Annotated in this window: 12 protein-coding genes; 11 read left to right on the forward strand and 1 reads right to left on the reverse strand. The window is 41.5% G+C overall.

Annotated elements, in window-relative coordinates; genetic code table 11:
• Positions 1-135: 135 nt before the first annotated feature.
• Complete coding sequence (locus tag KHM83_RS01410) at positions 136-1077, reverse strand: helix-turn-helix domain-containing protein (RefSeq protein WP_213235115.1); 942 nt, start codon at positions 1075-1077, stop codon at positions 136-138.
• A 159-nt stretch (positions 1078-1236) separates the two neighbouring features.
• Here KHM83_RS01410 and KHM83_RS01415 point away from each other — a divergent pair, with 159 nt between their 5' ends.
• The 11 genes from KHM83_RS01415 (at position 1237) to KHM83_RS01465 (ending at position 12204) form a co-directional block, all read left to right on the forward strand.
• A complete protein-coding gene (locus tag KHM83_RS01415) occupies positions 1237-1383 on the forward strand; it encodes a hypothetical protein (protein ID WP_213235116.1) in 147 nt (48 codons plus the stop codon).
• A 280-nt stretch (positions 1384-1663) separates the two neighbouring features.
• On the forward strand, positions 1664-2872 hold the full coding sequence (locus tag KHM83_RS01420) for an MFS transporter (RefSeq protein WP_213235117.1): 1209 nt from the start codon (positions 1664-1666) through the stop codon (positions 2870-2872).
• A gap of 298 nt (positions 2873-3170) precedes the next feature.
• Positions 3171-3962 carry a fructoselysine 6-kinase gene (frlD, locus tag KHM83_RS01425; RefSeq protein ID WP_343213092.1) on the forward strand — a complete coding sequence of 264 codons (792 nt, stop codon included), beginning with the start codon at positions 3171-3173 and terminating at the stop codon, positions 3960-3962.
• Complete coding sequence (locus KHM83_RS01430; RefSeq protein WP_213235118.1) at positions 3959-5371, forward strand: MATE family efflux transporter; 1413 nt, start codon at positions 3959-3961, stop codon at positions 5369-5371. Before frlD ends, KHM83_RS01430 begins: the two co-directional genes overlap by 4 nt.
• Positions 5372-5441: 70 nt before the next feature.
• Positions 5442-6185 carry a GntR family transcriptional regulator gene (locus tag KHM83_RS19820; RefSeq protein ID WP_213235119.1) on the forward strand — a complete coding sequence of 248 codons (744 nt, stop codon included), beginning with the start codon at positions 5442-5444 and terminating at the stop codon, positions 6183-6185.
• A 337-nt stretch (positions 6186-6522) separates the two neighbouring features.
• Positions 6523-7377 carry a transporter substrate-binding domain-containing protein gene (locus KHM83_RS01440; RefSeq protein WP_213235120.1) on the forward strand — a complete coding sequence of 285 codons (855 nt, stop codon included), beginning with the start codon at positions 6523-6525 and terminating at the stop codon, positions 7375-7377.
• 26 nt (positions 7378-7403) lie between these two features.
• Complete coding sequence (locus KHM83_RS01445; protein ID WP_213235121.1) at positions 7404-8162, forward strand: amino acid ABC transporter permease; 759 nt, start codon at positions 7404-7406, stop codon at positions 8160-8162.
• A 1-nt stretch (position 8163) separates the two neighbouring features.
• Positions 8164-8925: an amino acid ABC transporter ATP-binding protein gene (locus KHM83_RS01450; protein WP_281415015.1), complete on the forward strand. Its 762-nt coding sequence runs from the start codon at positions 8164-8166 to the stop codon at positions 8923-8925.
• 47 nt (positions 8926-8972) lie between these two features.
• Positions 8973-9968 carry an SIS domain-containing protein gene (locus KHM83_RS01455; protein ID WP_213235122.1) on the forward strand — a complete coding sequence of 332 codons (996 nt, stop codon included), beginning with the start codon at positions 8973-8975 and terminating at the stop codon, positions 9966-9968.
• Positions 9969-10262: 294 nt separating this feature from the next.
• Entirely contained in the window at positions 10263-11060 is a 798-nt protein-coding gene (locus tag KHM83_RS01460) for a DeoR/GlpR family DNA-binding transcription regulator (protein WP_213235123.1), read from the forward strand.
• 274 nt (positions 11061-11334) lie between these two features.
• Positions 11335-12204 (forward strand): carbohydrate ABC transporter permease, encoded by an 870-nt coding sequence (locus KHM83_RS01465; protein ID WP_213235124.1) that lies wholly within the window; start codon positions 11335-11337, stop codon positions 12202-12204.
• Positions 12205-12213 lie beyond the last annotated feature (9 nt).

Genomic DNA, 12213 nt, shown 5'->3' on the forward strand with positions numbered 1-12213 from the left:
AATGCAGATAAATATAAAAATGCAGTCTCGCAGATACTCCTTATGGTTAAAGAAAAGGATGGCTGCAAGACTGCATTTTTGTTTCATAATACAGAATATTTGATCTAAGTGCCTGTGCTCATAGGACTGGGGACACTATAAAAAACGCACATCGGCTGTTTTTAATAAATCTAAAATGGAAAAAGAATCAAGTTTATATGTATGGATGAGTTCGTGGTAAACAGAATCGAGTTTATGATTACTGTTTCTGAGCATGCTGAGCTGAATATACTGGAGAAGCTCGGATTGACCGCGGATGCAATAGCCGCGTTTGTAAAGCGAACGGCCGTAAATATTTTTCAGCATATCCAAATACTCAAGATGATTATAGGTGTAACAATACTCGATGCCACGCTTTGAAAGCGTCATTGATACATCGTAACGCGCCTTTAAAAAATGGAGGCGCGAGAGGTTATAAAGCGATTTAAGCAGCAATGCGCGTTCGTTGATGTTGTTTCGCTTTTCAAGTGCGCCGATCATATCGTTTAAATGACGTTCGGCACGGTCGTAGTCAGCATTATTTAGAAGAATAAAAATGATGGAAGCGATAATATTGTACTCAATAGTGGTCAAATTCTCTTTAATCAACTCATCGAGTGCATTAAAATCGTGAAAGCGCGCCAATAAGTTCAGGAAATCGTCAATGCATACATCGCGGATATTCAAGTGCATTTTAGAACTTAAAAATAGCCAGTGTACTTGAAGTGCGAGATTTGGACTGTTATACTGAATTTTTGTAAGTGCTGTCAACTCTGATTGCACTTTATGAAATTCTCTCATCTCATAGTCATGCTGTGCACGTTCCAAAATATTTTTAATTTCAAAGCCTTTGGCTTCTGTTGCATAAGGAACGTAGAGCAGCAAATCCGTTCCCAGCCGTTCGGAGAAATGCTGTAGTAGAAAGAGCGAAGGAGAACTCACGTTGTTTTCAATTCTCGATAACTGTCTGATCGTACAGAGATCATGGCAAAGTTCATTTTGTGTCACATTGTTGCGTTCTCTGATGATCTTAAGGATATTGCCAAAAAAATTGTCCATAAAATACTCCAATTAGATCCGGTTACATCAGTGATATAGTCGCGTTTGAGTTTCTAAGTGCTGTTAGAGAGCATGGTTGACTGCAAAGTATATAGACATATATGTCTATATATATCATATTACCATATCGTTATAATTGATGTGAAAGGTGGTGATAAAATGCGCAAGTTAATCATTTTTAGCATGCTGTTTTTAACGCTGACATTTCCATTGAACCCGCTTTGGCCAAAAGGTGACGACAACATCATAACACCGATGGACGAAGATGAAGGCTGGGCTTCATTGGAAATTTACGCTGTTTGCTGATAACAGCATTGTTTATACATATTGGTTATAAGACTCATTCGCCTGTGGATTCGTAATAGAATTGAATAATCGAATGAACGCTAATGACATTCCATCAAAGCGACAGGTCACTACAGTATTTTATCATACCACAACCTCCTATCATCCGACTATTTAAAATATTTGAGCCACGATGTCTTATAACCAATTTGTATTACTTCTTTTAAAATAGTGCCTTTGCGGACGAGCGCAAAAAAATGAAGCAGCAATGTAGAGACGGAAGGCGTGATGCATTTTTTATATGAAATTATTGAATACTCGAAAAAATAGAAGAAAAAATTCGAAGGCGTCCAAGGCATTTGCAGTCATTTGGACGTTTTATTATATGTCGTTGGTCTATGGTATCGCCATTTGCTTAGTCGGCGGCAATTTTACACAATACTTTGACCACAAAGCGCTTTCGTATCGTCAAAGTGGATTTTTGCTCATGATTCCCTTCTTGATGATTGGGATGTCGGAACTGTTTTTTTCCCATATAGCCGAACTGATAGGCAGGCGCAAAGCGATTTTAATTGGCATCTTATTTACGGCTTCTGCTTTTATTGGTATTTCACAGTTTACGGCGATGCCGAGACTGATACTGTGCATGTTTTCGTTAGGCATTGGCATGTCGCTGCTCTATGATGCTTTTAGAGCCTGGACGAATGCAGCATTGGATGATTTGTATGGCGGCAATCGCCCTGTGGGCATTCATGAGAATAGTTATATACGATATGCAGCATTGCTGCTTGGCAGTTTGGGCGGTGTGTACCTACTTGCACACGACGGTGCATATACATTTATGGTTTCAGGCATCTTAATGCTGCTTGGTTTTGCCCCCGTCTTATTTATTCCTGAGAATTACGGGCGTGCGCGCTATACTCAGTTAAGTGGGCATTTAAAGATGTTGGTTAATGAAATTTTCAGCAATCTTGTTTTTAAATACTTCGCAGCAACTTGTTTTCTTACATATATCGCAAAAGGCATTTTTTTCTTTGCGTGGCAGCGCCATCTGATACAAGTGGGACATTTGGAAATGCACTTGGCAATCTTTTACTTTATTATGATTCTGTCTGGTGATTTAGGACGTTATGTCTTTAAACATTTCTTATCTGAGATGGCTGTTGATTCACGCGGTATCAGCTTTTTTATGATTGTCTCGGCAGGGATGGCCATTACAGGTGGACGGGGTGCGGTGCATATCGGTTTTGTCCTGTACTATTTTTTTGCCAATATTTATGATTTGGTCTTTGAAATTTCAATGGCGCGTGAAATGCCGCAGATCAATGCGAAGCTGAGTATGCCGTTGATGAACAGTATCAAAATGTTTGGAATTGCCTGCGGCCTAATGCTGTGCGGATTTGTTTACGATGTTGGTGCACCGTATGTGTGGCTGTTTATGGTCGGTCTTATATTCTCGATTTCCATGGTTAGCACATACAAAGGCTACTGTATGATACGAACAAAGTAGTCCATAGTGATTTTCTTGTTGTTAAAATTGTTTTTTGATGATTCATTTTTGACAGCGGAAAATCCCTATGGATTTTTATTGCGTTAAATTTGATTTTACAATGGTGTATGGCAATTGAATGTCAAAAAAGTTTTGTCATTTAAATGTTGGCAGAAGGTGAAAAGCCGCAGGCGAAAAACAGGTGTATGCAGAGAGGAATATTCAAATACATAACGTTATATAACATAATGTCATTGACGCAGAAGGCGAAATTCAGTATTGTATAATAAAAGCATCTGAAGTCAGGAAGGTAAGAAACGTGAAAAAAATAAAAATGCTAGCAATTGGTGATAACTGTATGGATGTCTATGTTCAATCCCATATGGAATATCCGGGTGGGAACCCTGTCAACGTCTCTGTTTATGCTGTCAGGCTTGGCGGTGAAGCCTCTTACATCGGTGCAGTAGGAACAGATGATCGAGGAATCCGCTTAATTGAATCATTAAGGGCAAAGGGTGTTCGAACAGAACGAATTAAAATACTCGAAGGCAGTACGGCGACAACTGAAGTTTTTTTAAAACAAGGTGATCGACAGTTTGGAACCTATACGGAAGGCGTTCTAGCGGATTTCCGCATATCAGATGAAGATATTGCCTATGCAAAGGACTACGATATCATGGTGACGGGCATATGGGGGATGATTGAGCAGGATCTTCCGCGCTTCAAGGCGATTGACATTCCTATTGCGTTTGACTTTTCAGATCAGTGGGCACATGAAATCGTCATGAATGCCCTGCCAAATGTAGATTATGCCTTTTTTGCAGGCGAACACGACGGTGCATCACTTAGAGATTTTATGCATGATGCATGGCAAAAGGGGCCCAAAGTCGTTGTGGTGACATTGGGGAGCAATGGCAGTATCGCCTATGACGGCAATGATTTTATTAAAATGGGTGTCGTCGACTGTCCCGTTGTCGATACCATGGGCGCAGGCGATAGTTTTATTGCGGGTTTTCTCATTGCACTTATGGAAGGCAAGAATCTGAGGGATTGCATGCAGATGGGGGCAGAAAACAGCGCTGTTACGATTCAATATCGAGGCGCCTGGTGAAACCAGTTAATGAATACCTTCAAAAAAATGATCGCCGCAGCTTATTTGCTTTAATGTTTGCTTTGGCTTGGCCGACAGTGATGGAACAATTCCTAGAAACGATCGTCCAGTACATCGATACGGGAATGGTTGGCCAAATTGGGGCTAATGCTTCTGCGGCAGTCGGCTTGAGCACTTCGCTGACATGGTTGATAATCAGTCCGATGTTTGCAATGGGCATTGCGCTCTTGGCGATGATGGCGAAAGCAGTCGGAGAGAATGATGCGAAAAAAGCACAAGCCGTTGCGCATCAAGCCGTTTTCGTCGTTATTGTACTCGGCGTTGTGGAAGGTGTTCTCGCGATAACGCTGAGCGGCTACGTTCCCGCATGGATGGGCGCCGATAAGGTGATTCAGAAAGATGCAGCAATGTATTTCAAGATCATTTGCATGCCCATGATATTTCGCGCGGCTATTATTGTCTTTGCCAATGTGATCAGAGCGACGGGTGATACGAAAACGCCTTTGAAAATTAATCTCATGGTTAATGTGCTGAACATCATTTTGAACTTTTTTATGATTTACGGTACACGTGAAATCAGTGTATTTGGAACAGTGTACCGTATTTGGGGTGCTGATATGGGAACCACTGGCGCTGCAATCGGAACGGCGATCTCACTTACCTTAGGCGGCATACTCATGACAGTTGCATTTTTCAGGCGTTCGTTATCGAGGATGTCTTTCAAGCACATTGCTTATAATGCCGGCATGATGCGCCAATCAATAAAACTCGGATTGCCAATTGCACTGAATAAGACGATTACAAGCTTAGGCTATGTTGTGTTTGCAGGGTTGGTAAGCAGTATGGGGGCGGTTATCTTTGCAGCACACACCATCGCAACCGTTGCTGAAATGGCATTTTATATTCCCGGGTACGGTATGCAGACGGCGACATCCACAATGGTAGGTTATACGCTTGGCAAAAGAGACGCGGAGACCTTTATGCGGATCGTAAAAATGACGCTTGCCGTTGTCGTCGGCATTATGATAGGTTCCAGTTTAATATTATTCTTTGGCGCTGAAGCCGTTATGCGCTGTTTCACAAGTGACGAGGCCGTAATTGCACTTGGGGCGACGGTTTTAAAGATGATTGCCTTTTCAGAACCCTTTTTTGCGGCCGCAATTGTTTTGGAAGGTGTGTACAATGGGTTGGGTAAGACAAAGATTCCATTTTTCATTGAAACGTGCTGTATGTGGGGCGTGCGGATAATCCCTGTATGGGTCATTGTGAATATGCCGGGCGCGTCTTTACAAAAAGTGTGGCTTTGTATGATTTTGGATAATTTAATCAAGACGGCACTGCTGGGACGCGGTATTTTTCGTGGCGGTCGCGGCAAAGCTATTTTCAAAAAGATGTGCGAAACCGTTTAACGAAATACCGTTCAAAGTGCCTTGAAAATTTGATAAAATAATGTGGTAGACAGAAAAATAGGAGATCGGGATGAAACTTGAATTCGACAGTACGACACCGCTGTATCAACAACTTAAAGAGACGATCAAAATTGAAATCGTCAATAAAACATACAAGCAGGGACAAAAAATTCCAACAGAGATTGAACTCAGCAAGATTTTTGGCGTCAGTCGGATAACGGTACGCAAAGCGATCGAAGCGCTTTGTGATGAGGGTTATCTAATAAAGAAACAAGGGAAGGGCACGTTTGTAAGACGCAAGAAAATTCAACGAAAAATAGAACATCTCGTGAGTTTTAGCGAGGCCTGCAAATTGAATAATATGACGCCGTCCGCCGTCGTTCTGGTGAAGCAGATTGTCGAGCTCAATCCCACGACAGCAGAAGCGTTCGATATGCCTATCGGCAAGAAAATGGTAGAGATCAATCGCCTTAGAAAGGCGGACGATATTCCCGTGATGCTGGAACAAATCTATTTTGATTATGACCAGTTCAGTTTTCTCCTGGAGGAAAATCTGGGCGGGTCGCTGTATGAACTGCTGGAGAAAGAATACGGTATCACAATCAATGCGACAAAAAACACCTATTTGGATGTTGTTAAAGCGGATCTTAAACGCGCAGAACTTCTTGAAGTAGATTTTGGCGAGCCGCTTTTCTGTATACATGCTAAAATTTATGATCAACATGACAATTTAGTGCATTTGGCGACGGAATACACGGTATGCGACTGCTATCGGTATGCTTTGACGGACTATTATATTGATAAGAGCAAATAGCAACAAAGTAACAACGAATAATATAGAATAAGCAGCTAGCGGTGGTGTGCATGTTTATACGGCATGATGGCCAGAGGTGTTATTGAAGCACTATTTCGAAGATGAAAAATATCTCTGACAGGTTATGATGACCGCAATTTCATATACCTAAAATGAACATAATGTTATATAACGTTATGTTTTTTTATTGACTTTGATAAGGGGCTATAGTATATTAAAAACAATTAAAATCGTAGGTCTATGAAAAGCATACGATTTGGGGGATCCTCTCTTATCAAGAGAAGATTTAATGCACTTATTGGTTAAGAGTGCTATTAAAGACAAAGGAGAATTAATTATGAAAAAGAGAATATTAGCGTTGTGGATAGCAATTTTAATGATTGCAAGTATTTTTACGGGCTGTGCCCAAAAATCCGAAAGCGGTGATCCGGTGTCAAGCGAACCTGAAAAAACAGTTTTCAGAGTGGGAATGGAATGCAGTTATGCACCTTTCAACTGGACACAAAAAGATGATTCTAATGGTGCTGTTCCCATTATGGATTCGTCGGATTATGCTTACGGCTACGATGTTGAAATGGCAAAACGCATTTGTGAAGCCAATGACTGGACATTAGAAGTCTACAAGATTGATTGGGACGGGTTGATTCTAGCACTCAATGCTAACAAAATAGATGCAATTATCGCCGGTATGGGTGTAACAGAAGATCGATTGAAAAGCGTTGATTTTTCAGATTATTACTGGAGCGGCGATATGGTTATGATTGTTAAAGAAGACAGTCCATATGTCGATGCCACCTCTTTAGAAGATTTTAAAGGCGCCAAAGTGACGAGTCAGCTTAATTCAGTCTGGATGGATCTCATTCCTCAAATTCCAGAGGTTGATGAGCAGCCGGGCTTAGGCGGTAATTCTGAAATTCTCGTTGCAGTTCGCTCTGGTAAAATTGATGCTACCGTTTTAGGTGAAACAGAAGCATATTCGGCAGTGCTGGCAAACCCTGATCTTAAGATTGTCTCTTTCGAAAAAGGCAAGGGATTTGATTACAGTGAAGGTGAGGCTTCAAATGCGGTGGCGCTTCGAAAAGGCGATTCTGAATTACAAGCCACCATCAATGAAGTCCTTGCAGGTATTAGCAGTGAAGAGCGATCTAAGTTAATGGCGAAAATAACAGAATTACAACCGATGGCAGAGTAAATGGCATCAACAATAGGAGAAATTAAATGAATGGTATACCTGAGACCTTTTTCGGATGGGTATCACTGATTTTTTCGGAATATGGCGACATGTTCATCAAAGGCATGTGGTCAACACTTTTCATCGCTGCGCTGGGAACTATTTTTGGATGTGTCATTGGCTTTTTAGTGGGCATTATTCAAAGTACGCCGATTGAAAGCGGTAGCAGCCTCATGCTCAAAGGCGTCATAAGACTTACAAAATTGATGGTAAGTATTTATGTGGAGATTTTTCGAGGCACGCCGATGATGGTACAGGCAATGGTAATTTATTATGGCAGTATGCAGGTCTTTGGATGGAATATAATCCCTATCTATGCCGGTGTTTTGATATTGAGCCTTAACACGGGGGCTTACATGGCAGAATCTGTTCGAGGGGGGATTGTCTCTATTGACCCGGGGCAAACAGAAGGCGCCAAGGCGATGGGGATGACGCATGTGCAGACCATGCTCTATGTTATACTGCCTCAAGCTTTTAGAAATTTAATACCGCAGATTGGCAATGGCTTCGTCTCGGCGATCAAAGATACTTCTGTTTTAAATGTCATATCTGTGACTGAACTGTACTTTATGGGACGAACCGCTTGCGGCACCTATTTTCGATATTTTGAAGTCTTCTTTATCATCTCAATGATTTATCTCATTTTAACGTTTATCAGTTCAAGGCTATTGATACTGCTGGAGAAAAAACTTGATGGTGAGAGCGATTACGAGCTGATTGCAGAAGATGAAATAGGAGCGGTTTAGGATGGAACAAAATATGATGAAATATGATGAAACCATATTAAGCGTCGAGCATCTAGGTAAGTCATTTGGCAAAAACGAAGTGCTGAAAGACATTGATTTTAGCGTAAGAAAAGGCGAAGTTATCAGCATTATCGGTGCGTCCGGCTCCGGTAAATCAACGCTGCTAAGATGCATCAATATGCTGGAAACACCGTCGAGCGGCAACGTGCTCTATCATGGCGAACCCGTAAAGAATACACCGAGGGACGTCGTTGCATACCGTTCAAATGTCGGCATGGTCTTCCAGTCGTTCAACTTGTTTGCCAATATGAAAGTGTTAAAGAACTGCATGATTGGCGTCCAAAAAGTGAACAAAAAGCATGAAGCGGAAGCGAAGGCCTTGGCACTGAAATTTTTAAAAAAAGTTGGTATGGGTGCTTATTTGAATGCCAGGCCGCATCAACTCTCTGGCGGACAGAAACAACGTGTTGCCATTGCCAGAGCTTTAGCGATGGAACCCGATCTGCTGTTGTTTGATGAACCAACCAGTGCACTTGACCCTGAAATGGTCGGAGAAGTGCTGGAAGTTATCAAGCAATTGGCAAACGAGGGATTGACAATGGTTGTTGTTACGCATGAAATGGCCTTTGCCAGAGACGTTTCTACGCGTGTCGTCTTTATGGACAAAGGGATTATCGAAGAAGAGGGTACACCAGATGTGATTTTTAATCACCCTCAAAGTGAAAGAACAAAGGCTTTCCTAAACCGATTTATGAATCAGTGATTGGTATGAGAAAGAAAAGAGAGGTATAAAAACACTTGGAGATTGACATGTTGAAATTTGATGAAAAGAAACAGTTAGATAGTATTAATGGTGCTTTAGCACTTCGTTCTGAAATTAATGCGATCGTTGACAGCTTGTGCGAACAGGGCTATAACAATCTCTGTTGGCTCGGCATTGGCGGTACTTATGCATCGTGCCTGCAGGCCGTCGTGCATATGAAAGAAAAAACATCTATGGAAGTATTTGCAGAAAATGCTGCAGAGTACTGCTTGACGGGAAATAAAAGAATTGGCCCTAAAACGATTGTCGTCATCTCTTCTGTAACGGGAAGCACAGCCGAAGTAGTCGAGGGTGTAAAAAAAGCACAGGCTGACGGGGCGATCGTCATTGGATTTGTAGATGTCGAATCCTCAGCATTGGCAAAGTTGGTCGATTATGAAGTTGCGTACCCTGCTAATGAACAATTAAAGTTTTTCATGCTCGCGGATCGATTTATGGCTAAGGCGGGTGAATTTCCTGATTATGAAACCTATTATGCCGAAATGGATCAATATTTAGCCAAAGCATTGGTAGCGGTTGAAAAAGAAGCAGATGCATTCGGAAAGGCTTTTGCACAGGCGCATAAAGATGACAGCATGCATTATTTCGTCGGGACAGGTAATCAATGGGGGGCAACGTATTCCTACGCAATGTGTTACTGGGAAGAACAGCACTGGATTCCGACAAAATCCATCCAGTCAGCTGAATTTTTTCATGGCATGTTTGAAATCATTGAGCGCGATACACCTGTAACGGTATTTGTCGGAGAGGATTCACAGCGTATGCTCAGTGAGCGCGTCGCTGCATTTTTACCACGGATTTGTAACAACTATACGATAATTGATTCGAAAAATTATGCCTTGGAAGGGATTAGTCCCAGATATCGCGGTAGTATTTCACACCTTGTATTGCAGATGGTGACACGACGCATTGATGCGTATATTGAAAAATTCAATTGCCATCCGATGGAAATCCGACGTTATTACAGACAAATGATTTATTAACGGTTTTCTTATAAGCGTTGATTCAAGTTGCTGATCGTCAATGGATGCTCATCAATGTCTCTACAATAATAAAGACGCCTTCATCTATGCTTAGCGCTCCTCTGATACAAACAGAGGCAATGCTCCAACAGTTTTCTGTGAGCGAAGCGGGACAGCAAAGGAGGGCGTCTTTTGTGTTAACACACTGTAAAAAAGGCGTTAAAAGTCTGATGGGACGGCAATATATTATTGCGCAGATGTCATAATGTATTTAGAGCTGTATTGAGTAGTGTTAAAACAAATTGGAGCATTTGTGTGAGTAAAAAAGTAAAACAAAGACATTGGGAAATTATTCGAATTTTAGAAGTAGAAGCAATTGTTTACGTCGGTGAGCTAGCCGATTTATTCAAAGTGACAAAGGAAACGATTCGGGCAGATCTCGACACCATTGAAAAAGAACATGGCTATGAAAGAATCCACGGCGGTTTAAAACGGCGAGAGCAACAGGCGATGGCATCGAAATACCACTATCAGCAACAGATCGCCGAGCATATTGACGAGAAAAAACGCATTGCCTTTAGAGCACTGGATCTCATTTTAGACGGCGACTGTATTTATTTAGACAGCGGTTCGACAGTGGCCTGTCTAATGCACTATCTGAGCAGGCGCAACAATCTCACTGTCGTGACGCCATCAATTGCCCTTTTGATGAAATATGTGCTGGAAGGGTATGATGAGATGTTCAAAACCTATGGGCACCGTTTTATTTTTGTCGGCGGCAATGTCGATAGCGATATTCATACGACCTATGGCTCCGTATTCAATCAAACAGTTGAAACCTTCTATTTCAATACGGCATTTGCATCCTGTGATGGCATTGATCTGACGTTTGGCGGGAGCAATAATGATGAAGTATCACATCAAGTCATTACGCGTGTACTAAAGCAATCACAAAGGACAATTTTATTGGCTGATCAGTCAAAGTTTGATAAGATTCGACCTTATCTTACTTTTAAGTGGGAACAAATAGACTACCTCGTCACCAATGCCGTGCTCAATGATGAACAAGAAACGGTTTTAAAGCGAAAAAATGTCATTTACTACAAGGCATAAAATTTGGGAATCAAAATAAAACGAGAAAATCACCTGTAAAAACCAAAATTAAGGCGGTGTTTTAACATTGCTTAACATGGTTTTTACTTTTTTTTACGCTTTTTAGTGATATTCTCAGGTTGAAAGTGATCGCTGATTATAAAATGTGAAAAGGCATCTGGTACAAAAATTGACGTCATCAAGATTGTCGGACAGGTGCATGTGTAATCGAAAAAAACAAAGTAAATATGCAGTAAGTTGTTAATGAAGGCAATTGCCTCAATGGAGAAATGACATGAAAAACGATATGAAAGTTAAATGGGTATTCATGCTGCCCTTTATGATTCCGCTGTTGCTCTTTTGGATAATCCCGCTTGCCAGTGCCTTTTTTATTAGTCTGACGGATTGGGATTATATTTCGCCGACCTTTAACTTTGTAGGCATAGAAAATTATGTTTATATGCTGACAGATCCCGATTTTATTGAAGCGCTAATCAACACCTTTTACTTCTCGGTGACGACAATCGTCGGCACCATTATCTTGGGGCTGGCTTTTGCGTTGATTTTTCAAAAAAAATTTTCGGGAAGCAGGGTTTATCAATTAATTATCTTTTCACCGTGGATCACGCCTACAGTCGCAGTATCGCTGGTATGGTCGTGGATTTACGAACCGGATAAGGGCTTTGCAAATTATTTGTTGGGACTAATGGGGATTGCACCTTTAAAATGGCTGCACAGCAGTGAGTCGGCGATGCTCGCCATTATCATCTTTACGATCTGGAAATCGATTGGATGGACAATGCTCTTTTATCTCGGAGCGGTGGAACGCGTACCACAGAGTACTTATGAAGCAGCGCGCATTGACGGCGCGGGCTATTGGTCACAGTTTTTCCACATTACACTGCCGTTGATTTCACCAACGACCTTTTTTCTCTTTATCGTCAATTTGATATCGACTATTCAAGTTTACGATCAAATTCAAATGATGACACAAGGGGGCCCTGGCGGTAGTACGACGACACTCTTGTACCTCTATTATGAGAAGGCTTTTCAAAATTTCCAAATGGGGCCTGCTAACGCCGTTGCAATGGTCATTCTACTGCTGATTCTCGTGCTGTCATTGATTAGTACCTATGTGAGCAGCAGATTTGTCCATTACGATTAGGGGGAGATA

The organism is Fusibacter paucivorans, assembly GCF_018390735.1.
GTDB lineage: Bacteria > Bacillota > Clostridia > Peptostreptococcales > Acidaminobacteraceae > Fusibacter > Fusibacter paucivorans.